This window comes from Parascardovia denticolens DSM 10105 = JCM 12538 (assembly GCF_001042675.1).
GTDB classification, from domain to species: domain Bacteria; phylum Actinomycetota; class Actinomycetes; order Actinomycetales; family Bifidobacteriaceae; genus Scardovia; species Scardovia denticolens.
The window spans coordinates 82,198-99,162 of the sequence record NZ_AP012333.1 but is presented as its reverse complement, the minus strand read 5'-3'; the positions used below and the strand labels follow the sequence as shown (position 1 = coordinate 99,162).

Below are 16,965 nucleotides of genomic sequence, written 5' to 3'. Positions count from 1 at the left end.
GTCATGAAATCATCTTTAACAAAGTATTATTCTAAAGAAAAGGAACAACCTATTGGCCTAACGGCTGGAGGCTCACTACGGACAATTGTAATTCTTCGTACAGAAACACAGAGCAAACCTTTTCGAAAAAAGTTTCAGCTACTAATTCCGAGCAATTCATTTTTCCACTTCTTGAGATTCGCCTCCACCTCCTTTTTCTTCTTAGACTGAGACTGATTAAAGTTCGAACCACAAAGTATGCCTATCAGCCCTGTTGGATGTATTCCGTCTAAGAAAATAAGAAGAAGCTTCGCAAGCTTTTCTTCTGTGCCTTCATCAGTGGGAAAATGAATTGGCACGCCTCCACTTTTCGCACTCGTTTCCCCATGACTATCTCCATTAAACCAATAGTGAAACTGCGTATCTTTAATAAGTTGTTTTATCTCTTGGCTTAGCCTCGCATTATCAATTATTTGATCGTCAGAAGTAAGGGCTGTCGCCCCTTCATCAAAGTTAAAAAACGAATACTCTTCAAAAGCTCGTCTTAAATCATTTCCTGATAGCCGATCATTTCTCCCACCGCTCCCAGCAACAAATGCGTACACTTCCCTTGTTAACATCATGTACACAGGTTTAAGGCTATCAACGTTCAGCTCTTTTGATTCGGGCATAGAGACATTAGTATTGTTACTAATCTTATTAGTGACCTTAAGCTCATATGAACAGCATGAATCTTTCTTCTGCTTATAAAGACCGCCAGTGCTTGAACCAAGCGTATTGAACTCGTAAAGTACAGGGATACTATGTGTCAAAATCATACAGTGAAAATACTCTTTTTGCTTGCAATGCTCATCTCGTATTTTTCGGCACTGCGTCTGTACTAATCCAAGAATCCCAGTTTCATTGACAAAATCAAAAGAACTAATAGGATCATCAAGAACGAGTAACATATCACTATTAAATTCATAGTCTTCTTGTTTATTTTCGAATATAGAAGCAAAGAAGGCAGAAAGAGCGATAGCGTTTTTTTCGCCATCGGAAAGTTGCGATAAACTTACAGCTTTACCTCTCGACTTTATCTGGTACTCTCCATTGCCAGCGTCTTCAAGACTTAAGCGATTTGAATCAAGAAAAACAATTTGCAGATTATTATTAATCTCTTTTAAAGCAGTTCCGTAACCCTTGAAACTTGATTCGAGTTCACGAACCTTACCATCGGCATCGTCTAATCTTCTTTTAGCTTCCACGACCAGCTGCCTACCATTTTCATACTCAGATTGAGCCTTCTGATACTCCTCCCAGCATACGAGGAATTTCCTGACAGCATATTTCTCAAGATCAGTAACCAGCTCATCCTTTTCCTGATCTAACCGTGACTGGTTCTTTTCGAACGCTTCAACCTTACTATTCACAGCCGCAATAGAGCCATAAAAAGCATCAAATTCGGAATAAATTTCAGTTGAATAATCCTGATCATCAATTAATCCTGGCTTATTCAGCTTTTCTTGTAAACGCAAAGCAATCTTTTTGAGCGAGTTTCCTAAATTGTTAGCGGTATTTTGAAAGTCCTGTAATTGTACCCCTTCAATGATTTGCGATAACTGTTCGACCTCCGAACAGCATTCTTGAATGCGATTAATGATTGAATTAATCTTGTCAATCAGTTTGGCGATTTTTCCTTGAGCCTTTTGATTATCCTTATCTGCACGAATCGAATCAAGCGCTTTACGCAAATCTTCACGATACTCTGCAGAAAGCTCTTGCAAACAAAGACTACATAGTTGTTGCCCACTTTCAACCAAGTCTTCGGTAGCCTTAATATCTACATGATTATCAGGATCGCTTATACTCTGAGCAAGAGAGTTTGAGCATACTTCGCTCTTCCGGCATAACTCTTGACAAGCATGCTCCAGTAGTCTCTTCAGTTCGTCAAATTGTAGCTGGAAAGCTATTTTCTGTATGTCGGTACCATTGTTTTCCTTAGCTTCTTTGGCTCCCCTATCGGACAAGAACTGCTTAAGTTTAGTCCTTAGTCTTTCTTTCTCATCTTGGAGATATCCAGAATCACTATTATCCGTAAAGCTTTCGAATTTTTTCTGAATATTTTCAAACCGATATCGTTTAGCCGTGCTATTCCGATTTATAAGTTTCCCTATAATTTGCGGCAAAGAACTATTCTCATCATCAAGTCCTAGACCATCAGACTTAAAACACCGCTCGACGTTTTTTCTTTTCTCATTCACCTCTTTCCCTTTCGTACCCTGCCAGCCGACTCTATCACTCTCCTGCGTTTCACTGCCAAATTCCGTTATAAATTTGTCGTAATCGTCTTTCTTTCCCTCTAACTCAGCATTAGCATCTTGTAGTTTCTGTTTCGTTATAAGATTCGCCTCTACCACAGCTATCGCTCCAAGATTCGACTCGGAAAATCGAATCTTCTCCCTGCGGTAGTCATCTCCGTATACAAAACAATTCTGGGGAAGCAACTGTTGATTGCCGCCATTTGACGGATCATTTTTGCCATATTCGTTGACATATGAAAACTTGGCTTCAACTGGCATCTCCCCATTTGTTACAGGTATGCCAACGCCATTCTGACTATATTGGTACAGAGCATGCGCAATCGTTGATTTTCCAGAACCATTTTTCCCAAAAACCACGGACCAATGTACAGGAAGGTACACAGGAAGCTTGCTGGCACCACCCCCCCCCTCTTCTTATTCTTCTTCTTTCTAAAAAGCTCTAAATCTATTCCCTCTTTCCCAAAAACTCTTCCGCTTACATGGACTTTTGAAAGGAAATCATCTGACATTAGCTTCTCCATCCTTATTCATTAGGTATCATCCGTTATCCCTGCAGACAATAGACTTTCTACTAAATAAAGATTTTACGGCCAGAACCCGATATAGACATTACTGAATGCGTAGTTTGAGCCTAGCTATACTAGATATAGCTAATTCTCTTATTTATAGAGGGGTTTGGGGAGAATATCAGGAGAATATCGGCAGATAATATCGACAGATGGAAAGAGCTTGCGGATAAGGAATTCGCCGGCGAGACAGTCGACAAAAACAAATCAGCAAAAAAGAAACATAAAGACAGAACTGAACAAAACAAGACAGGATTGGACAGACTATGAGCAACACAGCGACCGGCCACACCTTGCATCCCAAGGGGGCTGTGAAGGGCAAGCCGGGAGACCGGTCGGCCTTCGGCTTTGAGACCGGCACCCGGCTGGAAGGCAAACACGGCCGTACCGGGGTCATCCACACCCCGCATGGGGACATCCACACCCCGGCCTTCGTGCCCGTCGCCACTCAGGCGGCTATGAAAGGGGTCCTGCCCGAATCCATGACCGACCTAGGCGCCCAATGCACCCTGGCCAACGCCTTCCACCTGTTCGAGCGGCCGGGCGAAGACGTGCTGGACGCAGCCGGTGGTCTGGGCGAGTTCATGAACTGGGACAAGCCCACTTTCACCGATTCCGGCGGCTTCCAAGTCATGTCTCTGGGGGCCGGCTTCAAGAAGACCCTGGCCATGGACCTGGAGACGGCCAAGTCGGACAAGGCCGTCGCTTCCGGCAAGGAGCGCCTCGCCTTCGTGGACGAGGACGGCGTGACTTTCAATTCCCCCCTCAACGGCGAAAAGAAACGGTTTTCGGCGGAAATCTCCATGGGGATCCAACACAAGCTGGGGGCTGACATCATGTTCGCCTTTGACGAACTGACCACGCTCATGAACACCAAGCGTTACCAAGAGCAGTCCGTGGAGCGCACCTTCCGTTGGGCCAAGCGGTGCCTGGCCGAGCATCAAAGGCTGACGGCCGAGCGCCTGGGCAAGCCTTATCAGGCCTTGTTCGGCGTGGTTCAGGGGGCGAATTACGAGGATCTGCGGCACAAGGCGGCGGCCGGCATCGGCTCTCTTGATTTTGACGGTTTTGGGATCGGCGGGGCCATGGAAAAGCGAATCATTGGAGAGATCTGCTCTTGGGCCTGCGATGAGCTGCCGGAGAACAAGCCCAGGCACATTCTGGGGATCGCGGCCGTGGATGACATCTTCGCCTGCGTGGAGAACGGGGGCGACACTTTCGACTGCGTCTCCCCCGCCCGCACAGCTCGCAACGGAGCCGTCTTCACCCATGACGGCCGTTGGAACGTCAAGCGGTCGGCCATGAAAACCGACTTCCGGCCGATTGAGGAAGGTTGCGACTGCTACACCTGCCAGCATTATTCCCGGGCTTACATCTGCCACTTGCTGCGGTCGGGCGAGATGGTCGGGGCCACTTTGGCCACCATTCACAACGAGCGTTTCTTCGTCCGGCTTTTGGATGAGATCCGCGAATCCATGGATGGCGGTTATTTCCATGACTTCCGCGACCAGACCCTGGCTCGCTTCTACGCTAACGGTTCCAGAGGCTGAGGCTAGCGAAGCCGAGCCGGATTCAGCCGCAAAACTACGCGCGACACGGCCAGCCCGCCAAGAATTGCGTCTGGGGGCCGGCCGTGCTATCGTGTACCAATGTACGCGCGCGTGGCGGAATGGTAGACGCGCTAGCTTCAGGTGCTAGTGAGCGCAAGCTCGTGGGGGTTCAACTCCCCCCGCGCGCACGTTACTTCTTTTCGGATTTCCTTCTCTCGGGATTCAGCTAGGTTCGTTCTTCTCCCTGTATATTCCGTTGCTTTTTATTTAAGTCTTACAATTACCTAATTTTCGACTGTGCCCTATCTCGATATTAATAGTTTTGGGGAAGCACACTATTTCTCATTTCTATACATTTCAGACCATGTTTATAGATAAATTTACTTCACACTCACCGTTTAAAATTTTGAGTGGCCTCCTGTTACCATATACCTTATAAAGTGTAAAGTGGGAGCGATGCATATATGATGACTACTCAAGAGGCTGCAGAAATGCTTGGCGTTTCTCGGCAAACCCTGTACTTATGGAGACGGCAGGGGCTCATTAGCATTCCTCGCGATGACAGAGGCCATCTTATTTGGGATATCGAAAGGACAAAAAGGGTAAGGGATAATATTGATAACCATAGACTCGCCATCAAAGAAACCAAACGGGAAAGTTCTTATTTTCAGATCAACAACCGCCGCTATCTTGGCTCAAAAGAAAAGTTACTACCCTTTATTAATCAAATTGTTTCAGAATATACAAATGGTGTAAGCTCTGTTGCCGATATTTTTGCGGGCACGGGTGTCGTCGCAAATATGTTCGCTTCTCAAGGCAAACATGTCATAATTAACGACATCCTCCACTCGAACTACCTAGTATATAAAACGTTTTTTGGTCACGAGCAAGTTAATAGAAAACACATTAATTCCGCATTGTCCAAGATGAATTCTCTTCATGATTATGGAGACGGATATCTAGAAAAAGCATATGGCAATAGATATTTCAGCCAAGAGAACGCAAACAAAATCAGCAGTGCCCGGCAATGGGTCGAAGACAACAAAAATTCATTTAACGATAGAGAACTCGCAATTCTTATTACCTCAATAATTTACGGAAGCGATAAAGTTGCCAATACCGTCGGGCACTACGATGCATACCGAAAAAAAATGGACTCTTTTGCACCTGTCCTCTTCAAACCACCTCTTATAAACAAAAACTATAATAGCGAAATCTTTGAGGAAGATGCCAACGACCTAGTTAAACATATTTACGCGGATTTAATTTATATTGATACACCCTATAATTCACGTCAGTATGTCGATACTTACCATGTTTTAGAGAATATTGCAGATTGGAATAAGCCTGAAATCATTGGAGTTGCTCGAAAAAGTACAGATCGCCAAGATCGCAAAAGCAAATATAACCTAGTAAGTGCTCCAGCAGCATTTAATAACCTCATAACACACATTAACGCAAAGTACGTGCTTGTATCCTTCAATAATATGGCAAAGAAAGGCGTGGGTAGGTCGAACTCAAAGATCTCTCATGAAGAAATCATGGAATCCCTTAAACAGCGCGGTCAAGCATTTGTATTTGAGAAGGAATTCAAGCCATTCTCGTCAGGAAAATCGCAAATCCGTAACCATAAAGAACTACTGTATTTATTAAAAGTTGACAAAAATGATTAACTCTTTTCTTAATTATACCGGAAGCAAATACCGGATTCTGGACCAGATACTCCCCGCATTCCCCGATAAATGCAGGACTTTCATCGACTTATTCGGCGGAAGCGGAGTTGTAACAATAAATTACCCCCATGCGCAAAACTACGTTTTTAACGATATAAACAAGCCCCTAATCGATTTATTCGAATATATCCAGACTAATTCACCAAATAATGTCGAGCTAGAAATTGACTCAATCATCCGAGAATTCGAGCTGACAAATACATTCAAAATGGGCTATACCTTTTATGGTGCTTCATCTAAAGAAGGGCTAGCAAACATTAATAGGATCGGATATTCAAGGCTACGTAACTATTACAACTCACTAATCGACACGAGCCAAAAACCCCTCTACTTGTATGCGCTAATACTATTCGCTTTCAATAATCAAATTCGATTTAATAGTCATGGGGATTTCAACGTTCCTGTTGGAAAACGAGATTTTAATAAAAATATGCGAACTAAGCTCCAGAACTTTAGCAAAGCGTGGCAAAAGATCTCTCCTCAACTTAAATCAGAAGATTTTCGCAATATTAAACCTTCTTCCGGAGATTTGATTTACGCTGACCCTCCGTACCTAATCACAACAGCCGCCTACAACGAAAATGGGGGATGGACAGACAAGGATGATCTTGAGCTCATGCAGTATCTTGATAAGGCTAACCAGAGTGGAGTAGCATTTATACTTAGTAATGTCTTCGAGCATAAGGGAAAACGAAATCAGCGATTAATAGATTGGGCGAGTCAGTATAGAGTAACTGATCTCTCCAACTCATTCAATAATTCCAACTACCATACTAACCGCGGAAAAAGTAGAGAGGTTATGGTGACGAACCAATGAAACTTAAAAAACAGGCAAAGGTATTCTCCCTTATTGATACTAATGGCCGGCGCAACGACATACTCAATGCATATAAAAGCTATGCTAAAATCTTGGATGATTTTCGAATTAGCCCATCCAATCCGTGGCAGTCGTTTCCGAAGAGCTTAGTTCAATTTAACTTTTATAAACGAGCAGTTGAGGATTCACCTGATACATTTAAGAACCATGAAAGACTAGATGACTTTGAAAAATTTATTGAAACTAACTCCACCGCAAAACAGCAGTTTTTTACTCTAAACGCAAAATTTAAAGATACTAGTGAGAGCCAATATAACAATCTCGACCAAAATATTGAACAACGAGCTCGTCATTATACAAGCTCTTTAGTAAGTCTAGGTTTCGCTACCCCAAAGCGCATGTTGACACAATCGGGTCGTGCGCTACTCGATCCATCATTAATCGAGAAAGATCTCCTTGAACAAACCCTAGGTCTCCCTGCCGATAATGCACTTATGCTTAGACAGCTTCTAAAAATTCGAATTTATAGTCCAGACTCCACTCATTATTACTCCCCTGGCAAACTTGCTCTTTACCTAGTCCTCAATGACGATCACTTTGATAAAGCTCTATACGAAGACAGAAATTTCTTTAGTATTATTCAGCTTACCAATCCAAATTTAGGTTATACCTCTGATGAACTAGTAAAATGCTTAGAACAAAACGGATATTCAGGCCTTCTGAATATACTTCTTCGCGCTAACATTCAACGCTTGTCCGATGAAATCGATCAAAGTGACGGTCAATTTTCTAAAAGCTTGTTTTATCAGTTATTTACTAATCGCAAATCAAAAAAGATGATAGACGTTTACTATCGATTTTATAAAAATCTTTTCGCGTTCAATCATGATCGAAGTCAAGCTACTCTTGATTGCCTTATTGAAACTTATAATTCAAATAAGCCAGAACTGAATAAGGCGTTCGGGTACGGTAAAGCACTTTTTAATGTTAAGTCCCAGTCCACAAAGCTTGAAGATTTTGTCATTAGCAATGATAATAACCCCTTATTATCTTTTGAAATTGACAGCTTTAATTTAACTTTTTACAATTGCTTCGTCGAATCAAAGCTCTATGATATCGCGAGAGAATATGCAAGCCCCACACGTTACGTTCTGAAATCTACAGGGCTTTTCCAGATTACGGCAGGCATTGTTTCCCTCAAAAATAAAGCGCTTTTAAACAACCAGACAATTTTGGAAAATCTTAAAACTGATATATTTGGCACAGCTTCCTACGATGACTATGAAGTTAAGGATGATTGTGCCTTCGGGCAACTAAATTCTTTGATGGAAATCCTAAACATCCAAGATAGAGATATTGAAGAGCAAATTCAGCAAGTAGCAGAATCGTATAACCTAATTAATACCGGGAAAACGCTTGAACAATATCTCGAAGAGCAGCGTTCCACAGAGTTTGAAAAGTTTATCCAGAACGAGTTCCCCCGTAATAAAGTGTTCGAAATTCTCGAATTATTCTGCGATCGAAAAAACGATAAAAAAATCCAAAAAGAGGTTACATCTGGAGCAGATATACCTACAATCTTTGAGTTTATTTCAGGTATTGCATGGTTCTATCTTTCAAAAGAAGAACACTATGATTTATTAAACTCTTTTAACTTAACATTTGACTCTAGCTACCTTCCTCTCACTCATGCAGGCGGAGGTAAAGGAGATATAGTTATTGACTATCGTCACCTAGTTCTACAGCTTGAAGTCACACTGATGAATCCCCAAGCCCAAAAACGCGGAGAGTGGGAACCAGTCTTACGACACTCCGTTAATTTAGCGATTGAATCGCCTAAGCCGTGCATAACATTATTCCTCGCAAATAACCTTGATCAAAATACAATTAATATATGGCGAGCCGTCGCTACCGTTCCACTTGAATCATCTAATAGACCCGGTGAGTTCACGCGATCAATTAAAATAATGCCATTACAAATAAGCGACTTCATCGATTTTAGCTCAAATAGCCAGTTTAGTTCTCAAAAGTTTTTTAAGGCAATTGATAGCTCCTACGCACCACTAACTGAAGAATCCTTCGATATAACATGGAGAAAGAAGATACTAGATACAGCATGCGAATGATTCCAAAAAGTCGAGCGAAATTATCACTGCCCTTTAACATCTGACGCAATTGTAACCTTTTCAAAACTCAGCCCAAGTTGTCCGCAAAATAGTTCTTGAGCCCTCCGGCCCCCCACAAGGGAATGTTGTGCACCCAGTCATCCTTGCGGAAGCCGGCCAGGCTCATGCGAACCGTGGTCGCCAGCTGGAAATGGTCGAAAACGTAACGAAGACTCTTCGCATGCACGTTGGTCTCCGCTTTCACCTCAATCGGCAGAACCTGGGAACCGCTTTCAATCACAAAATCAATCTCGGCATTTCCCTTGGGATTGGCCCAATAATAGGGCACATACCCATCTGCCAGAAGCTGCTGGCAGACATACTGCTCGGTCAGCGCACCTTTGAACTCGGTGAATATCCGCGACCCATCAACCAAAACCGACTCAGACAATTCCGCCTGCGCGGAGAGCAGACCAACATCAGAAGCGAAAATCTTGAAAGCGGATCCCGATTCATAAGCGGAAAGCGGCAAGCGAAAGGTCGACAGACAAGGCACTTTTGTGATGATGCCATAATCAATCAGCCATTGGATGCATTCCTCGAGATCTCGAGCGCGAGCGCCATGGCGAACAACACCATAAACGAAACGGCGGTTCTCCTTCGCCAACTGGGCCGGTAGGCTCTTCCAAACCAACCGGGTCCGTTCCAGCAGCCGCATTTCAATATGCTTGGAGAAGTCCAGATCATAAGTGGAAAGAATGTCGTTCTGAACCGCCCGGACCGCTGCAAAATCCTTGCTGTCAAAATAGGTGGAGACCGCTTCTGGCATGCCACCTACGAAGTAGTAGGTTTTGAGAAGCTCAGTCAGCCGTGGAATAAATGCCTGGTTGATTGACGCATAATTCCCTTCTTCGATTCGTTGAGCAAGGGCTTCCTGACCGGAATTCTGAAGAAACTCCTGGAATGTCAGAGGATACAGGGTCATCATAGTGACCTTCCCCACGGGGAAAGGCGAGCCTTCGTGCAGAGAAATCCCCATGTAAGACCCCGTAGCCACCAGGAAATACTCGGGTGTATCCTCGCAAAAGTATTTCAGAGAAGTAAGAGCTTGCGGGCACTCTTGAATCTCATCGAAGACCAACAGCGTATCGGAAGGATCCACCGGTATGCCCGTGTAAAGGGAAAGGTTCTCAATAATGGCATGAGGGTCAAGAGATCCCGTGAAAAAACTGGCCGCTTGGGAGTCCTTCATGAAATCAATGCGAAGAATGTGGGCGAAAGACTGTTGGCCGAACCTATTCACCACCCAGGTCTTGCCGGTCTGACGGGCGCCACGCAGAAGGAGAGGCTTGCGGGAAGGCGCGCTCTTCCACTCCTCGAGACGACTCAGGATAGACCGTGTAAGTTCCATATCAGCATTACCCCCTATAAAATGTGCGAGCTAACCACATTTTACCTCCCGTATTATGTGCGAGTCAAACACATAATATGGGGGTAAGGGGAATTTATCGCCCTAAATCACTTGAGATTATCCTAAATTGCTCTGAACTCTCTAGAAAGCCCAAGAATGCTCTAGTGGCTGCTGAGCATCAAGCCATCTATTCAAGTCACCTATTCAATGATTCACCAAGCTAGTTGCCAGAACTGCCCGTCAGAGCTACTTGCCTTGTAGGAAGTTGGCGAAAGTCGCGCCGCGAATCAGGGAGAAAATGCCGAGGACAATCGCCGTGATGGCGGCGAAAAGCATCAGAACCTGAGTGCTCCACAAAGGCGAAACCAGCACGCAGATGCCGGCGATCACGGAAATCACGCCGTAGAGAACCGACCAGAAAGGATTGAGCAACGTTGCCGCCGTGGCGAAAGCGATGATGCCTTCGATGATCCAGGAAATGCCGACGAAGATGGTCAGGTAAAGAGCCAGCCAAGCCCCGGAAACCATGGGCGCGCGCAGGACGAAGATGCCGGCGATCAGCAGAAGCACGCTCAGCACGATTTGCAGAACACGCCAGCCGTCGGAAATGCCTTGGAGGCGGAAAAGCTCAATCGCGCGGACGATGGCGTCCACGATGAAATAAATCCCCAGGACGACGGCCGCGACGGCCAAGGTCTTGCCGGGCCAAATCAAAAGGCAGACCCCGGCCACGATGCCGAGAACGCCAATGATGATGGAACTGCGGCGAACGGACTTCGCCAGCTCGTCGCCAACGATTTCAAAGAAATCCGGGATGTGATCGAATTGCTGAGCCATGACGGCCTCCTTGCTGAACACTTATGCCGGTTAGGACATTCATGTAGCCAACCACCCGGGGACGGGCGATATTCCCCTGCCGGAGAACACGGCGGTTCGGAGGTCCGGGAGCGCGGAGAGACGGAGGGACAGCAGTTCTGGAGTTCGGGGGTTGGAGGCTCCGAGGGACAGCAGTTCTGGAGGGGGGCGGAGGTGGGCGAGTTCTACCGGGAAGAGGAGTTCTCCGGGCGAGTTCTACCGGGTGAGTGGAAACTTCCGGCGGGTCGCTCCCACCCGGCGTGTACTAAGTCAAAGTTGGAAAAAAAGAGTGGCTTAAAAGGCGGGGTCTTCCGTTATACATTGAGTTAGTCCACAAAAGACTGCGGACGTCCGCCGGCACGGAGGGAAATCCTGGGAAAAGACCGGGAAAACAGGAGAGACTAGGGGAAACCGAGGAGAAAATTGGGGGGAAGCCGAGCGTATTTAGCATGTTATGTAAGCTAAACACGCACTCGTAACACAGTCTTCTTTAGCACGCCAAGTACACCTTTAGTACACCTTGGTGGAATCCACTTGGTGGGTGAACCAGGTGGTCAGCCAGACGAAGGGCCGGCGCAGAATGACGCCAATCAGGAGGGCGACGAGGGCGAAAATACCCAGGTAACCCATCTGAGCCCAGAAGTCGCCGCCGTAGGAGCCGGCGATGGAATCGCGCATGGCGGCCATGGCGTACGTGAAGGGGAAAAGGGGGTAAATGCGTTGGAAGGCCTGAGGCAGCATCTGCACGGGGAAGGTGCCGCCGGTGCCGGCCACCTGCATGACTAGGAGGATCACGGCGATGGCCTTGCCCACGGCCCCGAAGGACACTGTCAGGGCGTACATCAGGTTGGAGAAGACGAAGGCGCACATCCAGCCCACGAAGAAAAAGCGCCAAGGATGGTCGCATTGAATGCGCAAATACCACAGGTCCCCCATACAGACCAGGGTCGCCTGGGCCCAAGCCAGCAGCAGGAAAACCAGGTAGCGGCCGAAGTACTCCTCGCGCAAGTGGAGGCCGAAATAACTCATGTTGCCGGGGGTCTCCGGGCGCAAAGGCTTGCCTTTGCCCACCAAGGCCGGCACCTCGCCCAGACCCAGGACCGCGGCCTTGCCCTTGTCGGAGATCTTCGCCTCCATCATGGCCACCAGGATGACGGACCCGACCCAAATGGCCAGAACGGTATAGAAGGGGGCCATCTGGGAGCCGTAGTTGGCCACCGGGTAGACGGCTGTTCGCTTCATGCTGACCGGTTGGGCGAAGAGGTTGGCCAGGAGCGTGGCGTCGATGTTCTTCCCGGCTCCGAGGGCGGACAGGAGCCCGCCCGACCTGGCCGAGCGGACGGTGGTGGCTAGGGAGTCTAGTTTGCCGGCGATGTTCGAAAGGGATTTGGCGCTGGCATCCAAGGATTTGCGGGCGTCGGCCATGCTTGAGTCCGTGTCGGAATTGATCTTGGACAGGCCATTGAGGGAGGAGGTCAGGTCCACGCTGACGGTGGACACGCTGGTCGCCAGCTGCGACAAGGATGCGGCCAGGGAGTCCAGCTGCGGCTTGAGCTTATTGGTGTAATCGTCCTGGGCGGATTTGATGGCCTGGGCAACCGAAGCCACCTGCTTCTTCAGGTTGGCCTTCTGGGTTGCGGCCGTGGACTTCACGGTCGAAGCGGCGTTCACGGTATCGGTCAAGGTGGTAGAGAGGTGGCGATGGTCCTGGGCCACGGTCCGCAGTTGGGAGATCTGGGCGTCCAGCCTTCCCAAGAGGTGGGACTTAGCCTGGTCGTCGAAGGTCGTGCTGGTGGCGGTCTGATTCACCGAATCCCTCAGCTTCTGCAGGGAATTCGCCGCCTGATCGTATCGGCCGGCCTGGGTGGACACATCCTGGGACAGCTTCTGGGCCTCAGCCCCCCAGGCGTCGCTTTGACTGGTGATGCCGGAGGCCAAGGAGTCGATCTGCGAATCCAAGGCCTTCACGCTGGCGGCGCTGGCCTGCAAGGCTTTCTGCATGGCGGCCGAAGACGAGGCCAGGGCGTCGTTGACGGACCGGACCGACTTATTCATCCCCTGGATGGAGGAGCTGAGTTTGCCCGCGTCCTGGCCGGTCTCCTGCATGATCGAGTTGGCTGAATCCATGAGGTCCACGGCCGAGCCCAGCAGGCTGGAATAGGCCCGCAGCTGGTTGGCCCCGTTGGAAAGGTTGCCTGACATGATGGTGAGGTTGGTCACCAGGTTGGACAGGTAGAGGTTGGCGTTGCTGTCGCTGGAATACTTGGAGACGGAATTGGCCAGTTCCAGGGCGATGTTGGCTATGGTCTTGGAGAAGGTGGCGTCGATCTGAGAGACGATGGTGTCCGCCCCCTGATCGGTGATATGCGGGGCGATGGCGTTGGATTTTTCGTTGATGTAGTAGACGATCCGGGCCCGTTTGGCATGGGTGGAGAAGAGGGTCATCATATCCCTGCTGAAGTTTTCGGGGATGATGATGGCGGCGTAATACTTGCCGGAATAGACCCCATCCAGTCCGGTTTTCCGGTCGACGAACTGCCAGTTAAGCTGGGTGTTGGCCCTCAGGGTGGATTCGATGGTGTTCCCGGCGTTGATCCCGACCGGGACCAGGTCCGATTTGTACCCCTTGTCCTTGTCCACCACGGCCACCTTCAGGTTCTTGGTGTTGCCATAGGGGTCCCAGGAGCCGGCGATGTTGAACCAGGCGTACATGGCCGGCACGATGACCAGGCCCATGAGGACGACGATGCCGATGACGTTTTTGGTGGCGTTGCTCAGGTCACGCACGAAGATGTTCCAGATGTGCCTCATGCCCGGCCTCCTTGCTCGTCGGCCGCGCCACCCTCCGCGGATTCCGAGGACTTTGCGCCGTCGCCGGCCTCGCCACGTTCTGAGGACTCCGCGGACCGTGCGGAACCAGCGCCATCCGCGCCTTCCGAGGCCTTACCAGACCCGGCAGGGGGCAAATCCTTGATGGCCGAAGGGGAAATGGCGTGGGGGTGGGCGGCCACGGCCAAGCTTTCGGTGGCGTCGGCCAAGGACCAGCGCTTGCGCAAGCGGGAGAGGACGTCGTCGCGCATGCGCTCGTCGGTCATCTCGGTCAGGCCAAACTCGCGGATGTTGGAATCATGCACGTATTCGAGGATGATGAGGAAGAGGTCGATCAGGACGATGGAAACGATCCAGGCCACCAGGAAGCCCAGCTTGGCCGGGACGATGAAGGCCAGGGCCAGGAAGACGATGGGGATGACCACGATGGCCACGATGCCGGCGACGATCAGTCGCGGGTAGACCTCCAGGAAGGCCTGGGTGCGCTCGCGGACCCGCTCCCGGTACTCTTCGTTGCCCACCAGGTTCTGCAGGACGTTGGAGATGCGGAAGTGGGGGTTGGTCAGGTTGTTCTTTTCGGCGATGAAAAGATCGGTCTCCCCCAGACGGCGGTCGAAGAGGGCGTTGAGGTTGAGGAGGTAAGGGCGGATGTAGATGCCCAGGATGAAGGCCCCGGCGATGAAAGGCAGGAGCATGGCCATGTTCTTCCAGTAAGCCCCGTCGTACATGCCGCCGATGGTCTCGCGCAAGGCGTTGATCCCGTAGGTGAAAGGCAGCCAGGGCTCCAGGTCGCGGAAGAACTTGGGCATGAGCTCGATGGGGTAGGTGCCTGAGGACCCGGGGATCTGCACGATGACCAGGAGGACGGCGATGGCCTTGCCGATGTGTTTGAAGGAGGTCGCCAGGGCGTAGATGATGCTCACGTAGGCGAAGGAGAGGAAGATGCAGGCCAGGAGGAAAAGAGCCGGTCGCAGGCATTGGATGCCGAGCAGGAGGTCCCCGATCCCGGTGACGAGGCCTTGCATGAGCCCCACCATGAGGAAAATGAGGAAGCGGCCCAGATAGGCGTCCCGGGCCCTGAAACGTTTGAGCCCTTCCCGGTCGACCTCGATCTTGATGATGGCGATGAGGATGAAACCCCCCACCCACAAGGCCAAGTTGGTATAGAAGGGGGAGACGGCCGAGCCGTAATTGGCGATGGGATAGACAATCCGGGTGCGCAGGGCGACCGGGGCCGCGATGAATTGGCTGATCTCCTGGGGGTCCAGAGAGATCTTCTTGAACCTTTGCCAGGATTTGGCGCTGTCCAAGGCCACCAGGTCGGTATGGATGGAAGTCAGCTGCTTGCTGATGGACCCCAGGGACCCGGCCGTCGTGGCCAGGGTGGAAGAGGTCTGTTTGAGGATGCCCTTCATTTGCCCGATCAAGGCCTTGGCTTGGGCCAGGCTGGTCTGCAAAGAGGCCAGGGAACCGTCCAGGGAGCCGGTCAAAGCGTTGGCTGAGCTCAAAGAGGAGACCAAGGCGGTCGACATGTTCCCGGTCAGTTGGGTGTTGGCCGTGTTGAGGGCGTTGGCGCTGGTCGTCGCAGCGTTGGACAGGTTGGAGGCGAAATTCCTGACCCCGCTCTGGGCCGCGGTCAGGCGGCTGGTGGAGGTGGTCGAGAAACTCTGCAAGGCCGTCTTCTGCGCGGTGATCTGCCCTTGCAGCTGGGTCACTTGCTGATTGAGGCGTTTGTAAAGGTCGGAGTCCTTGCTCAGGTTGGACCCTTGCAGGGCTTGGTTCAGCTGGGTGACGATGGCGTCGTTGCGGGAGACGATGCCGCTGAGTTGGGCCTGGGCGTCCGTGGCGTTGATGGACAGGTCACTGAGGGCCTTGTTGATGGCCGCGGCCGAGAAGGACGTCTGCACGGCCAGGGAGGAGAGCTTGGAGGCCCCGGAAGTCAGCAAAGAGCTGGTCGTATTGTTGAAGGTCACCATGCTGGACTGGGCGTTGGCTATGAGCTTCCGGGTGGCCTGCACGCTCCGGCGCAAGGAGGCGACCGAAGTCTGCAAGTCGGTCAAAGTCTTCGAAGCCTGGTCCAACGAGGTCAGGGAGGTGTTCAGTTTGGTGGACAGGGCGGTGAGGGCCTTCTGGGTGGAATCGACGTTGGTCTTGGCCTCGTCAGTGGCGGAGATCACGTCATCGCGAGCGCCGGACACGTCTCCTTCCAACTTGTTCTTGGCTTTCCTCAGCTGGACGACCACGGCCTTGCTGACTTGGGTGGTGAACTGGGAGTTGATGCTCCCTTCCAAAGTGTTCGCCCCTATGTCGGTGACCTTAGGGGCGATGGAATTGAGCTTCTCGTTCACGTAATACTTGAGTTCGGGCCGCTTGGTCGTCCCTTCCAAGGCCCCGATCAAGCGGGAGCTGAAGGTGGAGGGGATGATGATGGCGGCGTAGTAGGCGCCGGATTTCACCCCTTCCTGGGCCTGACGGGAGTCGACGAAAGTCCAGCCTAAGGAATGGTTCGATTTCAGCTGGGTCACCACTTGCCGGCCTACGTCGATGTCCCCGGTCAGGGAGGAGGATGAGCCCTTGTCTTCATTGGCCACGGCCACTTTGATGTTGCCCGACTTGGAGTAAGGGTCCCAGTTGGCGGCGATGTTGGCCCAGGAATAGAGGCCGGGGAGGAAGGCGATGGCTATGGTGACGATGAGGGCGATGGGATTGCGGATGATGCGAAGGAAATCGCGTGCAAAGATTCGCCAAATCACAATCGCCTCCCCTGTCGATCCAATTAATCCAATCCGTCGCCGGCCGGCAGCCGGTCCATCGTTT

Annotated in this window: 10 protein-coding genes and 1 tRNA gene; 5 read left to right on the top strand and 6 right to left on the bottom strand. The window is 50.1% G+C overall.

Features of this window, described 5'->3' with window-relative positions:
* Nucleotides 1–134 precede the first annotated feature (134 nt).
* Together PSDT_RS00410 and PSDT_RS08455 are read right to left on the bottom strand one after the other, a co-directional pair.
* Entirely contained in the window at nt 135–2,639 is a 2,505-nt protein-coding gene (locus PSDT_RS00410; protein WP_231859827.1) for an AAA family ATPase, read from the bottom strand.
* Entirely contained in the window at nt 2,552–2,791 is a 240-nt protein-coding gene (locus PSDT_RS08455) for a hypothetical protein (protein WP_190273302.1), read from the bottom strand. Before PSDT_RS08455 ends, PSDT_RS00410 begins: the two co-directional genes overlap by 88 nt.
* A 323-nt stretch (nt 2,792–3,114) precedes the next feature.
* Between PSDT_RS08455 and tgt the strand changes: the two genes are divergently transcribed.
* From tgt to PSDT_RS00385, 5 genes are all read left to right on the top strand, one after another.
* Nucleotides 3,115–4,398, top strand: a complete 1,284-nt coding sequence (gene tgt, locus PSDT_RS00405; RefSeq protein ID WP_006288384.1) for a tRNA guanosine(34) transglycosylase Tgt — start codon at nt 3,115–3,117, stop codon at nt 4,396–4,398.
* 105 nt (nt 4,399–4,503) lie between these two features.
* A tRNA-Leu gene (locus PSDT_RS00400) sits at nt 4,504–4,586 on the top strand.
* A gap of 276 nt (nt 4,587–4,862) precedes the next feature.
* Nucleotides 4,863–6,071, top strand: coding sequence for a DNA adenine methylase (locus PSDT_RS00395; RefSeq protein ID WP_006290803.1), 1,209 nt, complete (start codon nt 4,863–4,865; stop codon nt 6,069–6,071).
* Nucleotides 6,064–6,948 carry a DNA adenine methylase gene (locus tag PSDT_RS00390; RefSeq protein ID WP_006290804.1) on the top strand — a complete coding sequence of 295 codons (885 nt, stop codon included), beginning with the start codon at nt 6,064–6,066 and terminating at the stop codon, nt 6,946–6,948. The genes PSDT_RS00395 and PSDT_RS00390 overlap by 8 nt, the downstream gene beginning before the upstream one ends.
* Nucleotides 6,945–9,074, top strand: a complete 2,130-nt coding sequence (locus tag PSDT_RS00385; protein ID WP_006288385.1) for an AlwI family type II restriction endonuclease — start codon at nt 6,945–6,947, stop codon at nt 9,072–9,074. The genes PSDT_RS00390 and PSDT_RS00385 overlap by 4 nt, the downstream gene beginning before the upstream one ends.
* Before the next feature lie 67 nt (nt 9,075–9,141).
* On the opposite strand, the gene PSDT_RS00380 is transcribed toward PSDT_RS00385, so the two are convergent.
* From PSDT_RS00380 to PSDT_RS00365, 4 genes are all read right to left on the bottom strand, one after another.
* Nucleotides 9,142–10,464: an ATP-binding protein gene (locus PSDT_RS00380; RefSeq protein WP_006288386.1), complete on the bottom strand. Its 1,323-nt coding sequence runs from the start codon at nt 10,462–10,464 to the stop codon at nt 9,142–9,144.
* Nucleotides 10,465–10,710: 246 nt separating this feature from the next.
* Nucleotides 10,711–11,301: an HdeD family acid-resistance protein gene (locus tag PSDT_RS00375; protein WP_036737494.1), complete on the bottom strand. Its 591-nt coding sequence runs from the start codon at nt 11,299–11,301 to the stop codon at nt 10,711–10,713.
* 528 nt (nt 11,302–11,829) lie between these two features.
* Nucleotides 11,830–14,130 carry a YhgE/Pip domain-containing protein gene (locus PSDT_RS00370; protein WP_006288388.1) on the bottom strand — a complete coding sequence of 767 codons (2,301 nt, stop codon included), beginning with the start codon at nt 14,128–14,130 and terminating at the stop codon, nt 11,830–11,832.
* Nucleotides 14,127–16,901 (bottom strand): YhgE/Pip domain-containing protein, encoded by a 2,775-nt coding sequence (locus tag PSDT_RS00365; protein ID WP_006288389.1) that lies wholly within the window; start codon nt 16,899–16,901, stop codon nt 14,127–14,129. Before PSDT_RS00365 ends, PSDT_RS00370 begins: the two co-directional genes overlap by 4 nt.
* Between the last annotated feature and the right edge of the window lie 64 nt (nt 16,902–16,965).

Excerpts from the sequence above, each read along its gene's own strand:
- PSDT_RS00380 (WP_006288386.1), bottom strand. The coding sequence starts at position 10,464 with ATGGAACTTACACGGTCTATCCTGAGTCGTCTCGAGGAGTGGAAGAGC.
- tgt (WP_006288384.1), top strand. The coding sequence starts at position 3,115 with ATGAGCAACACAGCGACCGGCCACACCTTGCATCCCAAGGGGGCTGTG.
- PSDT_RS00385 (WP_006288385.1), top strand. The coding sequence starts at position 6,945 with ATGAAACTTAAAAAACAGGCAAAGGTATTCTCCCTTATTGATACTAAT.
- PSDT_RS00390 (WP_006290804.1), top strand. The coding sequence starts at position 6,064 with ATGATTAACTCTTTTCTTAATTATACCGGAAGCAAATACCGGATTCTG.
- PSDT_RS00375 (WP_036737494.1), bottom strand. The coding sequence starts at position 11,301 with ATGGCTCAGCAATTCGATCACATCCCGGATTTCTTTGAAATCGTTGGC.
- PSDT_RS00370 (WP_006288388.1), bottom strand. The coding sequence starts at position 14,130 with ATGAGGCACATCTGGAACATCTTCGTGCGTGACCTGAGCAACGCCACC.
- PSDT_RS00395 (WP_006290803.1), top strand. The coding sequence starts at position 4,863 with ATGATGACTACTCAAGAGGCTGCAGAAATGCTTGGCGTTTCTCGGCAA.
- PSDT_RS08455 (WP_190273302.1), bottom strand. The coding sequence starts at position 2,791 with ATGTCAGATGATTTCCTTTCAAAAGTCCATGTAAGCGGAAGAGTTTTT.